The sequence below is a fragment of the Acidaminobacter sp. QWL-03 genome, assembly GCF_058683855.1.
The window spans coordinates 3,101,623-3,124,146 of sequence record NZ_CM178752.1; the positions used below are offsets into that span (position 1 = coordinate 3,101,623).

Below are 22,524 nucleotides of genomic sequence, written 5' to 3' on the forward strand. Positions count from 1 at the left end.
CAAACTGGATTCTCCAGATATCAAATTCATCGGATGATCATGGCTGAAAGATGGAGAAGCGGAGAAGTAGTCATCACTGAAAAACTGCTCAGGCGAATGATTGCTCAGGGTCTTACAGTCAGACAGATGGCAGAACGATGTTTCTGTTCTGTTGGCTGCATCAGTAAGAAGTTGAAGAAGTACAAATTGAAAACTCGCCCCGCTGGAAACCCTAAATGGGTACGGTAGGAGTGTGAACATAGTTGAAAATGCCGAGGTTGACGCTTCGGCATTAATTTTTTTTAAAAATTATTCATGACTCTGATTTTCATGATTTGGCCGTTGCAGGGCAATAATGCCTTTCAAACTATAATTTGTGTTGAAGGGAGGATGACGTAAATGGATGAAAAAAAGCGAGAAAACCCCGGGAATTTCGGAAAATATAAGCTGAAGAATGCGAAATCACTCAAAAAGAAAGTGGACGCATATTTTAATGCGCAGGACAGCCACGTCACCACCGCGCTGGTTGGAACTGGCCCGAACGCCGTTGTTCGAACCTTTCCGGATCCGCAACCGTATACATGGACTGGTCTTGCCAGAGCGATAGGTCTGAGCGGCAGGCAGGCGATCCTTAACTATATGGACCGAGATGAGTTCGCGCCTATTCTCAAAGATGCAAGGATGCGGATCGAGGAGCAGTGGGAAGCAAAACTTCACAGGCTCGGAAATAACAACGGTGTGATGTTCGCGCTGATGAATAACACCTCCCCAGAGAATGGCCAGTGGGACAACAAAGTGACTCAGAACGTTAATATGGGCGGTCAGCCGGGCAATCCTCTTGAGATTAAGCACAGCATCGATGAATTGTCGGAGGATCAGCTGAAGGCTATTGAGGCCATCCTGATGAAAAAATGAAAATACCAAGCTTAGACGATGTTCGGATGCGGCTGGCGCAGATCAGGTACTGGGAATATGTAAAGTATGTCCACAGAGGCAGATGGATCGAAGCGCCCTATCTGATTTACATCTGTGACATGGTACAAAGCTTCTTAGAAGGCAATTTGAAAAGCGAAGACGGCACAGAAATCATGATCCTTTGCATTTCCCTTCCGCCTCAGCATGGAAAATCAATGTCCATTACTGAGACTTTGCCGTCCTGGGTTCTTGGAAAATACAAGACTTGGCGAGTGATAGAAGTCAGTTATAACGAGGATTTTGCACGGAAATTCGGAAGAAGGAACAAAGAGAAAATCAATGAGTTTGGTGAGAAGATCTTTGGAGTTCGCGTTTCCAAAGTAACCAGTGCGCAGGATGAATGGGAGCTTGATAACGGCATCGGATCCATGCTGTCTAGAGGCGTAGGAGGATCTATCACTGGTAACCCTGGCGACCTGATCTTGATTGATGACCCAGTTAAAAATCGTCAGGAAGCAGAATCTGAAGTCTATAGAGAACGTGTATGGGATGAGTGGCTGAATTCCATCCGGACGCGATTGTCTGCAAAAGGGAAGACGATCATCATCATGACCAGATGGCACGAGGATGATCTTGTTGCGAGGATCCTCAAGAATGAGGGCAAGCGTGCCATGTATATCAATTTACCATGTGAGGCAGAGGAAAACGATCCACTTATGCGAGAGCCGGGTGAAGCTCTTGGTTCGGTTCTAGGCAAGGACAATGCATGGCTGGCTGAATTCAAACCGGTCTATCTCACGAAAGAGGGATCCAGGGTATGGCAGTCACTTTTTCAGGGCAGGCCTACTGCAGCAGAGGGCAATCTCTTTAAGCGTTCGTGGTTTAGGTTCTACGCGAAGAGACCTGAATACTTCGACGAGATTATTCAAAGCTGGGATTGTGCGTTCAAGGACTCTGACGGATCTGACTTCGTGTCAGGTCAAGTTTGGGGGCGTATCGGTGCAGAATACTATCTGCTGGACTGTGTAACAGAGCGATTGGACTTGCCGGATACTTGCAGTGCTATAATGCAGATGACTGCTAAATGGCCTAAGAGTTTGATAAAACTCGTAGAGGATAAGGCAAACGGGCCAGCAGTAATACAACTCCTCCAGACTCGTATACCTGGACTCATCCCTATCAATCCGGAGGGAGGCAAGATAGCGCGTGCTAACGCTGTGAGCCCTGCTTTTGAGAGTGGCAACGTCTTTCTTCCGGATGCAGACATAGCTCCATGGGTCGTCGAGTACATGGATGAATTATGCGCGTTTCCATCCGGTGCTCATGATGACCGGGTCGATAGCACAACACAGGCACTTAACCGCTTGATCTACTATACGGATCACAGAGATCCGCCTTTGCCGCCGCCAAAGGATGCAGAGGAAGCACTTGCGCGGAGGGTGGATGAACACCTTGATAGTCTAATCAGACATAAACAACGAAAAAAAGGAGGATTCCGCCAAGTATGAGTCCAGAGTTCATTGTAATAACAATCCTGTATCTTGCCCTTATGGCGATGTTTGCCTATTCGGATCTGCGCTGGCAGAAAGAAAGAGATGCTTTGCTTAAGATGGCTGAGATCGAACGACAGAGATTGCTTGATCGGATCCAAGCCAAAGATTTGCCTGAGTTTAAAGCTGTTCAGGACAATACTGCGAGACGGAAAGAACCCAGTGAACCTAAAGAAGAGTTGATTCAACTATAGGAGGTTGTTTGTATGACACCAAGAAAGAAAGCAGAAGATACCGAAAGCACTGAAGACTACACATTTGTTCCAGTGTGGGAAGGAGGATTTGGCGAGCTTAAATACCGAACAGTTGCCCGAAACGAAGCGGAGGCGCTCAACAACATTTGCGAAAAGAATCCAACACTACTGGCTATTGGCTGTTACGCTGAACGCATGGCAGATGTGGACGGATGTGAGGTTGTAGCAGTTGTGCCGCCTGATTATCAGTATGGAGACGACAGAAGAAGCAGGGTAATCGAAGGGTAGGAGGTCTCAAATGGCCAAAAGTGTGGAACATATCAAACCGGATAAGGACGCCCAAACCCAGGCGCAGATCGAGCGGTGTAAACTGGTTGATGAGCGGTCTGAGGATGGGGCACATTCTGATGAGGACCTGCAGAGCTATGTTCAACTGGCGTACTACGCGGGTCATCAGCATATTGCAATGAGCCCGACCACGAAGCAGATCGTACCTCTCCCGAAGGAAGACTGGCAGGTCCAGTATACAGCCAACCGCATCCTGCCAGCCGTGAGAAATGAGCTCTCAAAGGTTCTCAGACACAAGTTAAGTAAGGCAGTCGTTCCGGCGACGACAGAAGAAGCTGACATCCGTTCAGCCCGCATCGCGGACAAGGTCGTCGAGTGGCTGGAATATGATTTGAAACTACAAGAGATCGACGAAGAAGCTGTCATGTGGGCACTTGCAACCCGCATAGGATTCGTAAAGCCAGTATGGAATCCCGCCAAGGGTCTCACAATTGCCACTGAAGATGGTCGACCCGTTAAACAGGGCGACGTAGACATCGAGGTGCTCAATCTTTTTGAGGTCAAATGGGATCCGTCAGCCTCCAGATGGAGCGATGTGCGCTGGATCATTCACGAGCGACAACGAACCATTGAGTACATCAAGGCTGTCTATGGCAAGGACGTACCTACGGATGACTCTCTCACTGCCGCGAGCATCTATGAGGGCAAACTCAAGACACTGACATCGGGTTCCAACATCTTCGGATCAAAGTCTGTGAAGGCTAAGAACTGTGCTGTCGTCAAGGAGTACTGGGAGGCACCGAGCCATGAGTATCCAAAAGGCCGCAGGATCACTGTGGCTGGCGGGGTTGAGCTATGGTATGAAGAAGATATCGGCTTCGGCGAGAAAGATAACACAGATCGCGAGATCCCGATCTTCCCTCTGATCCATATCCCGGTTCCTGGTAAGGTCATTGGCACCAGCATCGTCGAGCAGCTGATTCCAGTTCAGCGAGAGTACAACAAATCGAGGGGCCAGATCATCGAGAACAAGAACCTTATGGCCAACCCAAAATGGGCTGCGGAGGATGGAGCGATTATAGACGACGAGATCGACTCAGCGCCAGGAACGGTCATTTGGTACCGCAAAGGCTTCAATCCACCCATCATGCTTCAGCCAGCCTCTCTGGGCGCAGATGTCTACAAAAACGTCGAGCAGTGCATAGAGGAGTTCATGTATATCAGTTCCCAGCAGGAGGTCAGCCACGGATCCACGCCGACAGGCGTCAACTCAGGCGTGGCTATTCAACTCCTTCAGGAGCAGGACGACACTAAGCTGGCTCCAACAGTGGCCAAGTATGGCCGCTTTAAGCAGAAGTACATGAGTTATCTGCTCAAGATCATCCGCTTCAAATATGATGAGGCAAGGACAGTCCAACTTGTCGGCCAGAACAAGCGCATGGAGTCGCTGGAGTTTCGTGGATCGGATCTCACCTCTACGGATATCCGCTTTGAGGACATGAGCCTCACTCAACTCTCAAACGCCGCCCGCAAACAGTACGTCCTAGAACTAATCAACATGCAGGTACTCAATCCGAAGATGGACCGCGATCTGATCATCCGTATGCTCGAGCTTGGCATCACCGATGACCTGTATGATGGTCTCGAAATTGACGTTCAGCAAGCACTCAATGAAAATGCCGCATGGGCAAAGCTGGACTTCAGTCCGATCACGAGAGACTTCTTCCATCACGAAGTACACGTCGCCCAGCACAACAAGTTCAGGAAGGGCGCAGAGTATGAGGGAATGGATCCGGAAGCGCAGTCGATCATCGACGCTCACATTCAGGAGCACATGACCTACATTATGCAGGCTATGATGCAGGCCTCACCAGCCCAAGTAGAAGCGGATGACACCGGCGATCTCGACATGGGGCGTGTGATCGGTGCATTATCATCTGAGGAGCAGGCCGCTATCAAGCAAGATCCAACTATTCTTGACGCCATCTAAATCCCCCTTTTATTGGCACCCATTGCGGGTGCCTTTTTTATGCTGTTGTATTATCAAATCAAAGACGGGCGTTAAGATCTCATGGACGCCGCATGGGAGGAACCATCATGGTAAGACCATATAAATTCAATCTTCAACTCTTTGCTGAAGAAGTCGAAACGGGCGCAGATGATACTGGTGCCGCCGACCAGCAGACTACGGAAAGCACTGAGATGTCCGACTCCACAAAGGAGAAGGATCCGGCAAAAGCCTTTGCAGCAAGACTCGGTCACGAGCGCAAGAAGATGGAGGCCGAATTCACTCCATACAAAAGTGTGATCGAACGACAAGCTAAAGCTGCTGGCATGGAACCGGGAGAGTACCTTCAGTACCTTCAGCATCAACAGGAGCAGGAGGAGCTTGAAGCCGAGGCAGAGAAGACCGGAAAGGATCCTGAAGTGATCAAAGCTGAACGCGAAGCCAAGGAAGCAAAAGCAAGACTGGCCGAAGTGGAACGAAAAGACCGTCTCACTGCCGAAGAAAAAGACCTCGTCAGCGATCCTAAGATTGGAAAGTTCGTCTCAGACAACCTTGAACAGATCAGACAGATCGCTGAGGCTACAGGAACAGATATGAAGACGGGACTAGCCATCGTTGTAACGGAGAAACTTCCAGAATTGCTGGAACAAACTAATCCCCAGCTTCATGTCATGAATTATCTGGAGTCGCTTAAGAAGGGCGGCAAACCCATTGAAATAGGTGGGGGCGCCTCTGCACCGAGTGCGACTCAACCTAAAACATTCGAGGAGGCTAGACAAGCCGCTATCGAACAACTCAAACGCTCATAATGAAAGGATGTGTAGCCCATGCCAGGAGCAACACTTAGCACATTAGACAGCATACTCAAGACCCAGTATCTTGGCCCGATCCGAGAGCAGCTCAACAACGACAATGAACTTCTGAAGCGAATCGACACGGACTTCGACTCTGTTGTCGGTAAGAACTTCACGATCCCTATGCACTATGGTCGAAACGAAGGCATCGGCGCTCGCGCTGAAGGCGCTACGTTGATGGATGCTGGTCAGCAGGCATACAAAGAGTCCATCGTCCCGATGAGATATCTTTATGGCCGCATTCAGCTTACGGGTCAGTCCATAAAGGCCGCAAAGAACGACGCAGGCGCTTTCATCAGAGCCGTCGATTCGGAGATCAAGGGTGTTACCCGAGACCTAAAGCACGCTGTCAACCGAATGCTGGCCGGTGATGGTACTGGAAGACTGACGACCTGCGGCACGACTGCAGGCTCAACTACAGTTGTCGTTGCTTCTACTGCATTCCTGAGAGCAGGCATGACCATCGATGTCCTTGTTGCTGCTGACGGTACAACCGGCACAGGTGCAGTGGGCAGAACGGTCGTTTCCATCACATCTGCAACTCAGTTCGTGATCAGCGGTGCGGCCATAACGACAGACAGTAACTATGCAGTCTATGTCGGCGGATCCAGAAACCTTGAGGTTATGGGCATACAGGGCATCGTCTCCAACGCAGACATCGCAGGTGGCTATGGGGCTCTCCAAGGTCTAGCTGTCGCGTCATACCCTTGGCACAAGGCAACGATCCTAGCCAATGGCGGAACACCGAGAGCGATCTCTGATACGCTTCTTCAGACACTGGTTGACACGGTCGAGCAGGCAGGCGCAGGCGATGTCAGTGCACTCTACACGACTTACGGTGTCAGACGTGCTTATCAGGCAGTCCTCGACGCGAAAAAGCAGATCGTCAACAAGACAGAGCTCAAGGGCGGCTACACAACGATCGCCTTCAACAACCTGCCGATCATCGTTGATAAGTTCCTCCCAACCGGCAAAGTTTTCGGCGTAGACGAAAGCATGCTGAAGATGTACAAACTCGCCGACTACGATTGGATGGATATGGACGGCGCAATCCTCTCCAGAGTCTCTGGTAAGGACGCTTACGAAGCCATCCTCTATTGCTACATGGAGCTTGGCATGTTTGCCCGTAACGCCTTCGGTAGACTGGACGACATCACTGAGGCATAAGAACAATGATTGAGGGAGGGAGCCTGAAGACTCCTTCCCTTTTTTCACTTTGAGGAGGATATTCATGCTTGATCAGAATGGCGCGAAGTGCCATCACTTAAGGAATGAACTACGCGACATCGATGAACGCTTCGATATCGCCTTCGATTACGAGAAAGAAGAGTATCACGTCACCTTCAATGGCGGCCCTTTCACCAAGGTGAAATACGGAGAAGTAGACAGGGAACTCATTGCCGACTGGCGCCACACAGTGTGGTTGAATAAACGTGGAGAGATCCTCGACTACGTTGACCGGCAGAACGAGAAGGCTGAGGCGGAAGAGGACAGAAAGCTTTCAAATATGGCCGAGGCTCTGGCGAGTGACATCCGTCGGCCGCTGATCAACAACTACCTGTACGGGGAGTGATGTAAATGCCTTGGACACTGGGCGATGCACTCAACGAATGCGCCCGCAACACCTATAATACGAAGACTATGTCCGCGGTCAGTGGAAACTACACCAGTAAGGGTCTTGAGTACGCGACGCGGTTCCTGTCAGGACTTAACTACGCAGTAAGAAAGATCGCCCGCGAGAAGCTCGGGCCGCTTTTCTCAGAGGAGATTGCGCTGGACGAGTGCGGGCGATTCAACATCACGGATCTAACATATGACTGCATCCGGATCAGGTCCGTCTTGCTCGACGGTTCGCAGTACGATTACAGAGTCAGCCACATCGAGTCTGTTGAAGTGGATGGACTTTCCAGTGTGACCGTGATCGTAGCCTATGAGTACCTGCCCGCCGAGATGGTCATCTCATCTCTGTCTACGGCGCTCCCAATTGATGAGCGCTATGTGGATCCGAGGGTTCTATGCCAGTACGCGAACTATCAATTCCTATCAGAAGAGGGAACGGAGTATGATTCTGCGAGAGCCCAGGTGTGGCTCGGTCTCTTCAATGATTCCTTCGAGAATATCAGGGCAGGAAACCGCTTGCCGCGGAGAGTGAGGTATAACGGATGATCAGACCTGTGACGCGGAGTCCGAGACAGCGGGCGCCTCTTTCAATCCGGCAGTTTCTAGGCGTAGACGTCACAGGAACACGGGACGTCCGCAGATCCCCGGACATGATGAACTGCATTCTGGACGACGAGGGTACACCTGAGATGCGTCCGGGCTACGCGAAGCTCTACGCAGACACAATAGGCACGGGTGCGGTCTATGGGATCCACAAGTACGGGTCGACCCGGATCATTCATCACGGCACAAAACTTTACACACAGAGCGGGTCCGCCGCGCCGGTGGAAGCCTACTCCAGCATGGCCGCCCATAGATCAATCAGCTTCACCCTTGGAACGAAGCTCTGCATCCTCGACGGCACGAACTTCATTGTCCACAATGGAACGACCTTTGTGACCGCGGAGTCCATCGCCTACATCCCGACCTTCCTGATCGGGACACCTCCAACAGGCGGAGGAACCCGAGTGGAGGATCTGAACCTCCTCCAGCCGCGGTTCAAACAGAAATTCTCCACCGTGGCAGGGACACTGACCTATCAGATGCACGGCGCTCCGCTGGATGATCTTGAGTACGTCTGGATCGGCGGCGTGCTGAAGACCCTGACTACGGACTACACTGTCAACCTGACGACTGGTGTGCTGACACTAGTGGCAGATCCGGGTGCCGGAACGAATAACCTTGAGGTGCAGGTCAAGAAGAACAGCTACGCCGCCGCAACGCGGATCACAAAGTGTACGGTGGCTCACACCTACGGCGGGCAGAACGACTCACGGGTCTTCGTCGCCGGCAACACAGACTACCCACACATTGACTGGTGGACGGGCCTTCCACTCTCAGGGGCGTATGACCCAACCTACTGGCCGGACACGAACTATGACCGAGTCGGAGGGGACAACGACCCCGTAGTCGGATACGCGGTGCAATACGACCGTATGATCGTCTTCAAACGGCATTCGGTTTACCTGAGAAGCTGGGCCATCGAAGAGGACGCTTTCGGGCGCACCGTGATGCGGTTCCCATCCGTGCCCCTCAGCACAGAACGCGGTGCGTACTGCGCGGCTTCAATTCGGATTCTAAACAACAACCCGGTATTCCTATCAGATGATGGCGTTTACGAGGTCTCTGGAACCAATGTCAGGGACGAGCGAAACGTTTATCCGCTCTCAAGCCTCATTGGTTTAAGCGGCGCAGGATCAGGCGAGGCCATCGACTTTGCCGGGAAGTATTATCTGTCCTTGAGCGGCAGCGCCGTCTGGGTGTGTGACTACAACAGAACAGTTCTTGATGAGAGCACGGGCAGATATCAGCCCGTCTGGTATCCGTGGAGCGGCATAGTGCCAAACTGCTGGCATGAGGACGACGGAGCACTCCTTTTTGGGTCTTCGACCACGGGGATGGTCTATCGGATGATGGTCCGCGGCACAGACGAGTACCCGTACAACGACGATGGGGCCGCCATCAACGCGCATTTCAACTGCGTGTTCACAACCTTCGACGCCGACCACATGACTAAGCTTGTCCAGAGTCTCATCATCACGATGAAGCCTTTTGGGCGGGCAGAGCTTCAGGTGGAGTACGAGACCGAGGACGGGCCAAGCGGTGTGATCCACTCCGAGGTCATGAACCTGATCAACTACGGGGACATGGACTACGGGGACTTCTCCTACGACACGACCCGCATGCAAAGGGCCTTCAAAGTCCGCATTGACGACGCGCGCAATATCCAGCTGTTTCAGGTTAAGCTGAAAAGCTCCGGAACAGTAAACGAGTTCTTTGGCATTTCCTCAATAGATATTACCTACCAAACTCTTAGCGAGGTGAGATGATGGCAATACCCACAAAGAAAATAACTGCTTTTCTGAAGACGCATCAAATGTTGTCCCAGTATCCGTCTTCAAACGAAGGCCTGAGCTACTCACAACTTCAAGCGTGGTGGGATTCTTCTCCAGAGGAGCTCAGAATAGCGCTCAACGGGCTGATCGATGGGCTAAACGCCGTCACCGACGGGGATAGCGGTGCTGACAATATCGGTGCCACAGCAATTTCAGGCCTGACCGGCGCGACGGTTCAAGCGATCCTTGAAAGCCTTAAAGCCTATGTGGACTCCGAAAATCAAAAGGACGTCCACCTGACCGGTGACCAGACTGTGGCAGGAGTCAAAACCTTCTCCTCTTCTCCTGTGGTCCCGGCGCCAATGACAGATCTACAGGCCTCAACCAAGAAGTACGTCGATGACGGTCTCGGATTGAAAGTAAGCACTACGGGCGATGAGACGATAGGCGGCCTAAAGACCTTCTCCTCCAGCCCGGTTGTCCCTACGCCAGCAGCGGACATGCAGGCCGCTACGAAGGCGTATGTCGACTCCACACTCGCCGCGGCAACACTCGGCGCGGTTCCGGATAATTCACTCGACGGAGACGCTAAATTTGTCGACGCCTATAAAAAGCAACCAGGAGGCGTCCTGCCTTACGACAAATACTACCACGCCACAGTGGCACAGCCCGCGGGTGGAACAGGCACCGCGATTGAACTAAGCAATGTTGAATACCTCGATGGCTTTACGATCAACTTCCGAGTAACTGCAAACAACGGCGGAGCCGCCACCACGATCAACGGTTACCCGTTATACAAACCGGGCACTACGGAAGCACCAAACCTGACATCAGGTAAATCGGTAACCGTCTGGTTTGATGTTACTGTACAATGTTTTTTCTTACGAGCTAGTGCCTCAGGAGACGCCGTCGCTGGCGACGTACTAGCGGGCAAGAAATTTTCCAGCGACGTTGGTACAGATCTAGACGGTAGCATGGCTGACAACGGCACGGTGAATATCATCCCGGGAACCTATGACCAAACAATCGCCGCGGGCAAGCACAGTGGATCCGGTGTAGTTTATGGCGACGCGGACCTCATCAGCTCTAACATCAAAGCGAATGCCAATATATTTGGGGTCCCCGGGGATCCTAATGTGGTTGACACGTCAGCAGGCACCGCTACTGCCGCTGACATCCTTTCCGGAAAAATTGCTTTTGTCGACGGGACGCAGGTTAATGGGAGTATGGTTGACAGAGGTACGGTGAACATCACACCTTCTACGGCTAACCAAACAATTGCCGCGGGTAAGCACAGCGGCTCAGGCGTGGTCTACGGAGATGCCGATCTGATCGCTGATAACATAAGAAAAAATATAACTATATTTGGAACAACAGGAAACAAGCTGGAGTATGGTTCCTCAGATAAAATAAATTATACTAAACTAGGGTTGACTACCCCTCCCACCGTATTTACAGTTGCGGCTATGTCATCATACACAAGTTTCGTGAGAGCTCACCCAATCGGCGGACAAGTTATTGGTTCAGACTATACTTCTAACAGAATCACAGTATTAAACGGAACTACTGGAGCAAAAATATTTGATAATTTAACTTTTGGTTATGATCCTACAGATATATTCTTTAATGGATCTGACTACTGTTATATGACAAATGGTTCAGGTAGTTTATCGTGGTTTAGAGTGGTTGGAGGCATGTCCAATGGTTCATCTGGAAGTGTAAGCGGCGCAAGAAGATTGACTTACGATGGCTCTTATTGTTTGGAAGGAGGTTCAGCAGGAGCAATTATAAGGAGAACAACGTCAGGTTCCAACTATTGGAGTACAACTTCTGGAACCGTTAACATGATTGGGGCTACTTATTTTTCTCCTGGGAATAGGGTATTTTTTGCAACAGCGGCAAACGTCATCGAAGTAAATCACACAACTGGCGCGACCATAAACGCATCGTGGAAAACGGTCGCTCAATGCGGTGGTGGATCGTTGATAGATATTGCAAAACTGAATGATTTCTTATTCACTTTTAACGGTTCTACTATATATAAGTTTGACCTATCTGGCGCACAAATATCAACCTATTCAATTTCTGGTACAGAAATGTACTCAGACGGAGTGTGCCTTCACGTTAAATCATCCACAAAAGCAACAATGTTAACTGACTCGTTTAGTGTACTGAGTAGTGTTGACGGCACTATTGACACTTACCTGAGTCCGGTTAACTTAGATTTCTGTTACACTCGTAAATTTAATGAGGGTGATATAGCTTTTAACAGAGTAAATTTCACAATAGTCTAATGGGGGGATTAAAAATGAAGTATTTAGAGTACGAAGTTGTATCAGAAAGTAAGTTTAAAGTTACCTTAATTCACTACGTTCCCGAAGATTTATGTGAAGAAGACAAACAGAAAGGCATATTAGTAGATATTGAAATACCTGAACCCGTTATACCTCCTCGCAAAAGATGTGAACTGTACTACAATCCCTTAACTAACCAACTCTACTATGAGTATTTTGACAGGGAGCTAACAGACACAGAAAAATTAAAAGACCTTGAAGAAATAGTTTATCTATTGTTGGAGGTATAATATATGACACATGAAGAAAGAAAGGCTAAGATACAAGCAGAAATCAATCGGAAAGCGACAGTTAAAGCTGAACTTAAAGCAGTGAAAGACAAGAATGCAAATCCTAAATCAATTCTTGATCTGTTCGAGAGAGTTAAGAAAATCGAAGAGTACCTGAATCTCTAAAGACCCCAATGGGGTCTTTTCTTTGTTAATACCACATTGCAGGGAGGCGCCTCGGGTTATCCTACAATGATTATGAGGTGATGATATGGCAGTGAATTATGATGTGTTGGCCAAACAAGCCGCCCTCGCTACTCCCGAACAGCTCAAGAAACAGCAGGAATGGAACGCGAAGTACGCACCGGCTGACAAGCAAATGGCTACTGTTATCAGCAGTGAACTGAACAAGAGAAACACCCGCACAGAGGCACCAGCCGAAGTCTTTCAGACTCAAGAGGCGGCACCTCTAAACCCAGTACTCAACCTCCCCGGGGTCATTGACAACTCAAAGAAGATCCAGCAGATCTACGACGCCCAGCTGGCGGCGCAGACGGCCAGCCTCAACGCGGCAAGGGATCAGGCCAACTCGGACTACAACCAGCAGATCACCGACGCCCCAGCACAGTTCCAGCCGGGCAGAGATCAGGCAGACCTCGGCGCCATTCGGAACATGCAACGGGCAAACGAGACCGCCGCGGCAAAAGGCACGACATTCACTGGCGGCGTGTCCTCTGATCAGGGCGGCATCATCGCAAACGCTGACACTCAGAAAACCGCACTTACCCAGCAGGAGATCAACATGGTCCAGAACCTGAAAAAGGCCATCGCGGACAACAACAAAGCGACCAGCTACAAACAGCTCGAACTCTCAGCACAAAACCAGGCACAGGCCGCGGGTGCACTGATCGACGAGAGTAATCGTCTTTACAACACCCAGTACCAGCAAACGATGGATCAGGCCAACTACGGTCTGAACGTGGCCGGGATCACCGGGTATCTGAATGGAAATCGCACTCTGCAAGGTCAGCAGATGGACACCGCTAACAAGCAGTATGAGCAGCAATTCCAGTACCAGCAGACACGCGACTCGGTAGGCGACAATCAGTGGAATCAACAGTTTAACTTTACTAAGGATCAGGCCGCCGTCAGCAACCAGCAATGGCAAAAGACATTTGACTATCAAAAGAATCGCGACCAGGTGGCAGATGGACAGTGGCTCAAGTCATTCCAGGCAGATCAGGCAAACGCCGCAGCGAGTCGTGCGATCTCGTGGGGCAATCTCGCTCTTGACCGAGAAAAATTTGCCTGGTCAAAAGATCCAGCTAATCCAAACAACGTTACCCAGGCAGTGGAGGGTGAATCCAAGGTATTCAAGGACATGTTCAGCCGGGCATGGGACATGATCGGGACAACCAAGAAAACGGTAGATCCAGATAGTGGTCAGATTATTGACATTCCAAGATATTCACAAAAAGACGTCAGCACCATGATCCGTCAGTCTGCGCTTTCGGACGAGGAAGCGTTCCGACTCGTGAAGATGCTGAGTATTCCAATCGACTAGCCCGATCCTAAAACCAAGGAGGCCAGCCTGTGTTAATCAGAGACGACGACAAGAGCAAGAAAAAGCAAACTGAATTTGAGCGCTTCGTCCAGTCCAGAAAGACCGACGAGTTCGAGCGCTTCAAGTCAACCCGCTACAATGAGCCCGAGGCGACAACTATTGAGAGCATCGCGCCGAAGATCGAAAGCCCACTCCAACCACAACGGCAGGGCTTTGTCACTGCGCCAAGAATTACGCCTGCCACCATTCAGGACCGGATGAAGAAGGAGCAGGAAGAACATAATATGCGACTCAGGGAGATTGAGGCCCAGCAGAAGACGATGACCTCGTCTAATCCTCTTGCCTATAAGGATCTTGCTGAACAGAAGCAGACCCTGCTGAAGCAGGCTCCGACGCCGGACACCGTGAAGAAGAAGCTTCTCGTGGAGCAAGCTAGAACCAGTATCGCGGCTAACCCTACCGACGAGGACTCTTGGCTCACACTGGCGGCCAATTCCTTGGATCCTCAGAGCCTAAAGCAATACCAGATTGATCCAGTTTTTAAGAAAGCGACTCAAGATGCTCTCTATGGCGACATCCAGCAAGAACAGGCGGTAAGCAGGGCAAGAGTTGAGATAGACGAGCGATTTCCTGTGGACGGCAAGCTAAAGGTCATCGCCCAAAGTCTCTCCGACTGGTGGCTCGGTACTAAGGCAACAGGTAACACACTAGCAGGTCTTGCCGGGCAGGACGGTTATAATGCCCGTCGGATCGAAACTGGACGATCCGCAGATTTTGTCGCCGGACGCCAGACTGCACAGAAGCAACTCAAACTTGGTGCAGATCAGTTTCAACAGGCTGGCATCAATCGCGAAGCCGTCGTGGGTGAAGATGCGATTAAGGGATTCCTTTACGACTTCACTTCCTTCGTCCCAGACATGCTGACCACCATCGTTCTGGCCATGGCCACAGGTGGTGCTGGTACCGTCGCGCAGATGAGTGCGAAAGAGATCGGTAAGAAACTCCTCACCAAAGAAACCCGCAAGCTCGCAATGGTCGAACTTGCAAAGCGCGCGGTCGTCAGTCCTGAAACCCTACCGCTGGGTGCGAAGATCTTCTCACAGAAGTACCAGAGTAACCTCGCTGAAGGTATGGATGACGGCAAGGCTTTCTTCGTAGCGTTCGTCAACGCCTATGGCCAGAGCGTCTTTGAGGGTGGAGGTGTCAACAAAGCATTCAGGGAAGGCGGTATGAGCAAGGCCACAGAGTTCTTGAAGAGCACTTTCGGTGAGGGCTTTGAAGAAGTTAAACAGAACTGGTGGGAAGCAGCAGTCGACCGCATCATCGCTGGTAAGGATATCCCGCTCTACTCAGATGGCGGAAATGGCATTTTCGACCCGACTCGTGATCTCTACTCCTTCAGCCTCGGATTGGCGGGCGGTGCAGCTGGTGGTGCGATTGCCGCACCGGGCATGATTGCCGACTACGCCAGAGAAAAGACCGCGCCTCAGGTAACCTACGACCTTGAAGGTTATACCAAGCAAGTGACTGAGTTCGAGAAGCGAAAAGGTGCGCCGGAGGAAGGCCAAAAAGCGAAGGACACGAAGTATCGTGGGGAGACATACGCCCAGACAGAACTTGTCGATGCGGCTGACCAGATCATGGACAAGATGATCAACTACCAAAAGGAGATCCTCCAGTCCGAGTCCAACGAGGTCGAGTCCATGCAGGAATGGGAAGCCTTCCAGGACGAGATCGAGAACACCACACCGGAAGCTATTAGAGAGAGCATCCTAAGAGGCTATGCTTCCCTGGACATTCTCGACATGGCCAAGGAGCAGGCTTATAGGAACCGAACGCCGAACCTTCCAGAACTCGCAAGGGTGGAGACAATAGAGCCAAAGAAGCCTGAGTTCATGCCGATCATCGACACGTCAAAGATGAACAAGACCTTACTGAAGAAAATGGAGTCGGATCTCGCCTTGGCCGTCGAGGACGGCACAGACCAGCAGATTATCGACATGGCCATGGAAGGTCTACGCCGCAAGGACATCGCCAAAGAGTTAGGCGTAGAACCACGCATGGTCCGCTCCGTCATGGCGCTGAAGGGCATTCCAGACACAGGCAATGCGGCTTTTAATCAGTGGAAAACCCTGAAGACCTTCTCCGAGTCAAGAGCCGCCGAACAGGTCAAACCTGGGCAAGCACTACCGGTCAGACTGATCGACGATGCCGAAGCTACCACAAGGATCGCCAACGTCAAAGCGCTTACTGGTGCAGAAATTGTCTCCTCCGAAGAACTTAGCATGCCTGCAATGATCGGTTTCAAGAACGCCCAGATCCTCGGCAAGCGTCTCGGGGCCGACGTTGTCTTCTATCGCGGTGGACGGGCCAACACGAGAGGGATGTTCTCCGCCCGGGAGTCTAACACAATCTTTATCAACTCCGACGAGACAAACGACGGGAAGGTCGTTCTGGATGTCCTTGGCCATGAGTTCCTGCATCACGTCAACACCAAGCACAACGACCTTTACAAGAAACTCCGCGCTGTGGTCGGGGACAGTCTGACGACAGAGAAAATCAAGACACAACTTGCAAAATACGCCCAGGACACGGAGTATCAAGAGCGGCTCGCAAACGACCGAGAACTTCTGATCGAGGAGATGCTGGCCGAGGAGGCCGGTTCCCTTTTTACTGACCGGAAGTTCTGGCAGAACATCTACGAACGTGATGCCACAACGGCGCAGAAACTCGTCCGTGTCATTAGAGATTTGATCAATAAGGTACTTAAGGGAGACAAGAAAGACTCCGGTAACCTCGGAGTCATGACTGAGATGCAGATTAAGGAGTTCCAAAAGCAGTTTGAGGATGTCGTTACCGAGATCATGGGGAGAGACTCTGTGCAGAATGCATCAGGACTTAGAGAGGCTGCTTCAGTTGATATTGAGTCTGGTTCTGCCGCCCCGATCTACAGTGTACGTACTTGGACACCTGAAGCCAAAGAGGCCGCAGTTAAAGGCATCTCAAAGAAGTTAAACATCTCAAGGGAAAAAGTGCTTGGATGGCTGGAGAGCGTCGACAATGCCATGGCCATCGTCATTAACAATATTGAACGGCTGGATTATGATCCAAATCCGAATTATACCGCGCTCAAGGACAATCAGGATTACGGCAAGAGCCTTGACTTTTCGACATTGTGCAAGAAGAGATTGATCCTGCAAGGGACAATCGAAGCAATTCAGAAGTATAAGGGATCAGCCCTGTCAGTTACGGATTATTTTGCGGTAAGAAAAGCATTGCTCGAAGCAGGAAAAGAAGTCTCCTGCGGCATCTGCTATGTTGACACCCGAAGATCCAGACAAGGACAGTATGCCAACGAATTTATCGAGAAGTACCCAGATCTTGATCCGGAACTATTTCTCAGCCAGGAAGGCTTTGACCGGCTTTACGAAGAGCATCCGGACGTCTATAAGGAGTTCAAAACCAAACTCGGGGCATCTGCCAAGATCAAGATGCAGGAGAGCCGCACAGAGTATAGTGGGGAGATCCTGAAGTCTTTCAAAAATAAAAGGGTCGTCGAGAGGTTTAATGCTGATGGCGGACTCAGATGGCAGTCGTGGTCTGACTTTGAGGTTCCACATCTTCTAGACGCGATGCAGGCCATCGCTGACATGACTTATGTTGGGCTTAAAGGCTTCGCATATACCAAGATGGAAAACTTCGTAAGAGCTATGGGTAACACAGGAATGATGATCAATACCTCTCTGATGCCGCTTGGTGAAACTGGAATGAAAAACGGCAAGCCTGTGTTTGATGGCATCGAGGGTATGGCTTACGAGACTGCAGTCGAACTCCGTCGACTCTTCAGTAATACGGTTGGCACCACGGTGGTGGGAATCAACGACGATCACATCCGTGCACTTATGGCTATGGACACCATAGACAACATCATTCCGTACCATATTTCAGGACTCAGCAGAGAGAACCGCGCTACGCAAGGGCAGGGCTTTGAGCGATGGCAGGATTACACAACCACCCAGAATGAGTCTGTCATCGACTGGGAGAAGAACCAGGCTGCTGGCGGTCAGAACCATAAAGACCGCAAGAAGCAAAAGCCGAGAAAACCTGACATCACTGAGTGGTGGGACATTAACAGAACGCCTCAGGAAAATCAGAAAGCCTACCTCGAGCTATGCAAGTCGTGGGGCCTTGAGCCAAAGTTCAAGCAGTTCTCTAACGAACACAACTACTGGAAGGTACTGACGGAGTTCAAGATGGTCAGTAACGAAGGCAAGAATATTAGCCAGGAAGTTGTGAAACCAATCTTCGACGATAAGGCCATCGCCCAGATCTTCAGTGAGTATAAAGGCGGACACAGATCTCTGCCAGTTGACGAGAAGGTCGTAAAGAGGTTTTCATATTTCAAAAGCAACACAAAGGTAGCAGAGTTAGTGTCTAACCTCAAAGTCTCTGAAGTTGAAGCCCATATGGGGGCGGCGGCACTAAACGACTTCGAGGCGAAGTTCAGCACGCTGAAGACTAAGACGATTGCTCGGGATTACACCAAGAAGTTCCTCGCAGACGGAAAGGTTGATCTTGTCGGTAAGACAGTCAAGAATACCAACGAGCTTGCTGTCATGGCACAGGTGCTAAGAGATCCGCGGTTTGAGACTATGAGGATCTTCTTTGTTGATGACACGGGAAAAATTGTCTCCCACACAGGGGTATCCTCAAGGATGCCGGGATCTTCAGCGATATTCGCCGGAAAAGATGATAAAGAAAAGAATAATTGGATCAACACACAAATTAACTTCGCCAAGAGTATGGACGCTACAGGTTTCTATCTCATGCATAACCACCCATCTGGCGTTCCTAATCCTTCTGGTCCTGACTTTGACGCGACCCGTCGCTATGAGATTATGCTGAAGGATATTGTTGAGTTTAAGGGTCACATCATCATCAACAGCAACCAGTATGCTGTGATACCGAACGGTATGAATAAGGATAATGACTTCTACATCAATGACCTTTACAACGGTGAGGATAAGCTGTTGAAGCCAGACAAACCACATGCTCTCCTAGGTCATAAGGTAGGAAGTTCAACCGATATGGTCGCTCTAGGGCAAATGCTTAAATCTTCAGAAGGTTACTCGACAATCTTCTATATGTCACCGAGGCTTACTGTTCGCGGAATTCAAGAAATACCGTCAGAGATGGCGCTTGATCCTAAGAAACTAATGGCGCATCTGAAGAAAAACGCTATTGAGTTCGGAGGCCATAGACCTGTTCTCGTCGCAGAAAATGATAACGTTTTCGAGTCTGCCAGACATCTGATCGATGACCATTACCTTTTTGAGGTAGTTGACGTTAAAGGTGAGAGAACCGCCCATGGGACGACAAACGTGCCGAGGCCGAACGTCTGGCAGGGAAGAAAAGAAGGCGTTGGTGAGAGTGCGTGGGAGAATCGGGAGAAATTCAGCGTTGCCAGAAAGGAAGACATTGAACAGGCCTTCAAGGATTCCAAGGTTCGTAACGATGATGGGTCTTTGAAGCAGGTATACCACGGGACTGGGGCAGAATTTACTGTGTTTGACGCCTCAAAAGGCGGCAAATATACCGGTTCTAGATCCGCAAAGCTAGGTTTTTTCTTTACGGATAACCCACGGATTGCTGACACCTACAGGTCTGGGAATTATGACTTGAAGCCGCTGGAAGCATTTCTCGCTGCTTCGAACGATGAAGACCTGGAATACTTCGCAGAGGCGATCGGCCACGCCAATCACAATTTGGACGGAAGTCTCGACCGGGAAGAGACCATCGGCAGCATCATGTGGGAAGCCAATGAGGTGGATAAAGTTGAAGGCATAGACGGTCTTAAAGAAATTGTCCGTAGTGTCAACAGAATTGGCAGCAGTCTTTACAGCCACAACCAAGTAGGATGGAAGTCCGTCGAAGCATCAATGCGCAAAGGATATGGTAAGAGGATGGATCTTTACCTCAACATCACAAATCCGTATGTTGTGGAAAATTCTGAGTTCTTCCAAGATGACTTCTACTCAGGGAACATCGCAAAAGCCAAAGAACTTGGGCACGACGGCGTCATATTCAAAGAAGTATCCGATGCAATCACCTCATTTGATGAAAAGGATCCGCCTGTCGGAGACGTCTATGTCACCTTCAGTTCGAACCAGATTAAGCAAGAAATCGGTGACAACCCGGTCGATACCGAAAATCCAGACATACGGTTTAGCGTACCAACCATCAATATTGAGATGGACGAAAAGAAGATCCCAAGAGATCTGAAAGGGGATCTGGCAAACCTCTATCGTCGATTTGTCGATACGAACAATCCATTAAACAAGGTGGCTGATGCAGTAAGAATAAAGGCGGCTAACTCAAAGCTCGTCTCAGGAACCATCGAAAGGATTCTAACACATGCTTTGGTTGATACAAAAGGCAGGGAATTGGGTCAATCATGGCAGACTATTACCGAACCTTTTGCGACCAACAAGGACTTCTGGCAGTATATGGCTCAACGACACAACATCGACCGAGCAAGAGAGGGCAAGCCCGTAGATCCGGGAATGACACCTGATAACTCAAAAAATTATGTAGCAAACTTAGAGTATCAGTATCCTGAGTACCGTGCATGGGGTGACAGTATCACGTTATGGATCGACCAGTTTATGAAGGCGTGGGCGGTGGACACGGGTATCATCGACGCGGAGACCTACGATGAGTGGCGCACAATTTACCCATCCTACTTCCCGACTTATCGCGAGTTCTCCGATCTCGAGGGCGGAAGCCAGCATGGCCCCGGCAGACGATTCGTGGATCTGCCAAGCCCAGTTAAGAAGGCAACTGGATCGGATCGCGATCTTACAAATCCGGTTGGCAATGTCATGATGATGGTCAATAAGGTCGTAAGAACCGCCCGATACAACGAGGTGGGGCAGACCTTACTTGAAACGGTTAGATCAAATCCGGAAGCCGCAGCAAGGTTCGCCGAGGAAATCCCGGCCAATATAGGAATGTTCCAGAGTAAAAAGCTCGATAATGTCATCGTGATCTGGGAAGGGGGCAGTCCTCAGTACCTCCAGATAAATGACGCGATGCTTTTGGAATCGCTGAATGGCTTGCCGCGGATTATCAATAACGCTCCGCTTATGAGAAAAGTGACAAGTGTTTTTAAAGGCTTGATCACCCAGTATAATCCACTTTTCGCACTGAGAAATATCTTCCGTGACATACCGACAGCTTATGTTTATGGTTCTCAGGATAATCCGCTATTCTTCCTGACAAATCTCGCGAAAGCCGGTTATGAGGTCGCCACTGATTCAGGTGGCGCGGCACTCTATAAGAACCTAGGTGGTGCGGGTTCTGGTCAGTTTTCAGCAGATGAGGCGGCGCAGTACGCGAAGCTCCTTCAACCTAGCGCGGCATCGAAATTTAAAGTCCCACTCAAGATGATTGAGTGGATCAACAATATCACAGAACAGGCACCGAGGATCTCTGAGTTCAACTATATTCTTGAACAGACTGGAAGCGTTGAGAAAGCCTTGTACGCGGCGCAGAACGTCACTGTGAACTTTGCCCGGGGTGGTGATCTCACGAAGCAGGCAGAGCCGTTTGTGCCTTACTTGAATGCTTCAGTTCAGGGTCTAGACCGGTTCTTCCAGGCATTCAATTTTAAGAAGGATCCGAAAGGCGCTCTTAAGCGCATGGCAAAAGCCGGGATAGCCATTACAGTGCCACAGATCGCTTCCTACCTCGTCAGTATGAATGATGATGAGAAAAGGTATCAGATGCTTGATCAGAGAACCAAGGACGCCTACTACGTCTTCCCGAAAGGTGATGGGACGTTTTGGAAGATCCCAAAATCTCGAGAACTTGGAGTACTGTGGGGATCACTCTTTGAAAGGGCTCTGGCAGGTTCCTACAAAGGTTTTGCTGGCACTATTGCCACAAATTTCACCCCAGTAGATCCATTCACCAGCAATATCTTCGCGCCGATTTTTTGGAACTTGCCGGTTAATAAGGACTTTGCTGGACGCGCAATAGTCTCTCAAGGCTTACAAAAATACTCTGGAAAAAATCAGTATGATGACAACACTTCTGAGATCGCAAAAGCAATTGGTCGTCTGACAAACCTCTCGCCTAAGCAGATGGATTACATTATCAGGTCATATACCGGAATAATTGGCCAGATACTGCTCCCTGCAACAACAAAGCGTGCCGGAGTGGGAAATGCGGTTGAAAGAGCTACAGTAGGTGCGTTTACAGCAGATCCTGCCTTTTCGTCTCAAGCCATGACAGACTTCTATGACAAGTTGAACGAAATGGAACGAGTCAAGAATGACAAGAATGTTGAGAATGGCATCGAGTCTAGTGTCGTAACACAGGAGGAGCGGAGGTACAATGCCATGAACAAGATCTCCTCTAATCTATCCAAAACCACAAAGTACATCAATGCCAATCTCAAAGCAAATGATCCAAAGATCCAGAAGATCCGCACTGCAATGAACAATCATCTGAAGAAAGCAGTAAAAGCTACGACGCCACAAGAACTTGTAAAAATCAACGCAGAAATGTCGGCAGAGCTTTTCAAACTAGGGGTGCGATAGCATCGCATCCC

General features: G+C 50.0%; 15 protein-coding genes. All 15 read left to right on the forward strand.

Annotated features, from left to right (window positions below):
- Window positions 1-378: 378 nt before the first annotated feature.
- The 15 genes from AC4PHM_RS14450 to AC4PHM_RS14520 all read left to right on the forward strand — a co-directional run bounded on the left by AC4PHM_RS14450 (window position 379) and on the right by AC4PHM_RS14520 (window position 22,513).
- The gene (locus tag AC4PHM_RS14450; RefSeq protein ID WP_291405417.1) at window positions 379-894 is read left to right on the forward strand and encodes a terminase small subunit; all 516 of its coding nucleotides are present in this window, start codon (window positions 379-381) and stop codon (window positions 892-894) included.
- Window positions 891-2,402 carry a phage terminase large subunit gene (gene terL, locus AC4PHM_RS14455; protein ID WP_492018437.1) on the forward strand — a complete coding sequence of 504 codons (1,512 nt, stop codon included), beginning with the start codon at window positions 891-893 and terminating at the stop codon, window positions 2,400-2,402. The genes AC4PHM_RS14450 and terL overlap by 4 nt, the downstream gene beginning before the upstream one ends.
- Entirely contained in the window at window positions 2,399-2,638 is a 240-nt protein-coding gene (locus tag AC4PHM_RS14460; protein WP_492018438.1) for a hypothetical protein, read from the forward strand. The genes terL and AC4PHM_RS14460 overlap by 4 nt, the downstream gene beginning before the upstream one ends.
- Window positions 2,639-2,650: 12 nt before the next feature.
- Complete coding sequence (locus AC4PHM_RS14465) at window positions 2,651-2,926, forward strand: hypothetical protein (RefSeq protein ID WP_492018439.1); 276 nt, start codon at window positions 2,651-2,653, stop codon at window positions 2,924-2,926.
- Between the two features lie 10 nt (window positions 2,927-2,936).
- A complete protein-coding gene (locus AC4PHM_RS14470) occupies window positions 2,937-4,916 on the forward strand; it encodes a portal protein (protein WP_492018440.1) in 1,980 nt (659 codons plus the stop codon).
- A 107-nt stretch (window positions 4,917-5,023) separates the two neighbouring features.
- A complete protein-coding gene (locus tag AC4PHM_RS14475) occupies window positions 5,024-5,743 on the forward strand; it encodes a hypothetical protein (RefSeq protein WP_492018441.1) in 720 nt (239 codons plus the stop codon).
- 18 nt (window positions 5,744-5,761) lie between these two features.
- Entirely contained in the window at window positions 5,762-6,955 is a 1,194-nt protein-coding gene (locus AC4PHM_RS14480; protein WP_492018442.1) for a phage major capsid protein, read from the forward strand.
- A 64-nt stretch (window positions 6,956-7,019) separates the two neighbouring features.
- Entirely contained in the window at window positions 7,020-7,361 is a 342-nt protein-coding gene (locus AC4PHM_RS14485) for a hypothetical protein (RefSeq protein ID WP_492018443.1), read from the forward strand.
- A gap of 5 nt (window positions 7,362-7,366) precedes the next feature.
- Window positions 7,367-7,954, forward strand: a complete 588-nt coding sequence (locus AC4PHM_RS14490) for a hypothetical protein (protein WP_492018444.1) — start codon at window positions 7,367-7,369, stop codon at window positions 7,952-7,954.
- A complete protein-coding gene (locus tag AC4PHM_RS14495) occupies window positions 7,951-9,777 on the forward strand; it encodes a hypothetical protein (protein ID WP_492018445.1) in 1,827 nt (608 codons plus the stop codon). The genes AC4PHM_RS14490 and AC4PHM_RS14495 overlap by 4 nt, the downstream gene beginning before the upstream one ends.
- Window positions 9,777-12,077: an autotransporter outer membrane beta-barrel domain-containing protein gene (locus AC4PHM_RS14500; RefSeq protein ID WP_492018446.1), complete on the forward strand. Its 2,301-nt coding sequence runs from the start codon at window positions 9,777-9,779 to the stop codon at window positions 12,075-12,077. Before AC4PHM_RS14495 ends, AC4PHM_RS14500 begins: the two co-directional genes overlap by 1 nt.
- Window positions 12,078-12,091: 14 nt before the next feature.
- Complete coding sequence (locus AC4PHM_RS14505; protein ID WP_492018447.1) at window positions 12,092-12,367, forward strand: hypothetical protein; 276 nt, start codon at window positions 12,092-12,094, stop codon at window positions 12,365-12,367.
- Between the two features lie 3 nt (window positions 12,368-12,370).
- Entirely contained in the window at window positions 12,371-12,532 is a 162-nt protein-coding gene (locus AC4PHM_RS14510; RefSeq protein ID WP_492018448.1) for a hypothetical protein, read from the forward strand.
- Window positions 12,533-12,617: 85 nt separating this feature from the next.
- Entirely contained in the window at window positions 12,618-13,910 is a 1,293-nt protein-coding gene (locus AC4PHM_RS14515; protein WP_492018449.1) for a hypothetical protein, read from the forward strand.
- 29 nt (window positions 13,911-13,939) lie between these two features.
- On the forward strand, window positions 13,940-22,513 hold the full coding sequence (locus AC4PHM_RS14520) for an LPD38 domain-containing protein (RefSeq protein WP_492018450.1): 8,574 nt from the start codon (window positions 13,940-13,942) through the stop codon (window positions 22,511-22,513).
- Window positions 22,514-22,524: the final 11 nt, after the last annotated feature.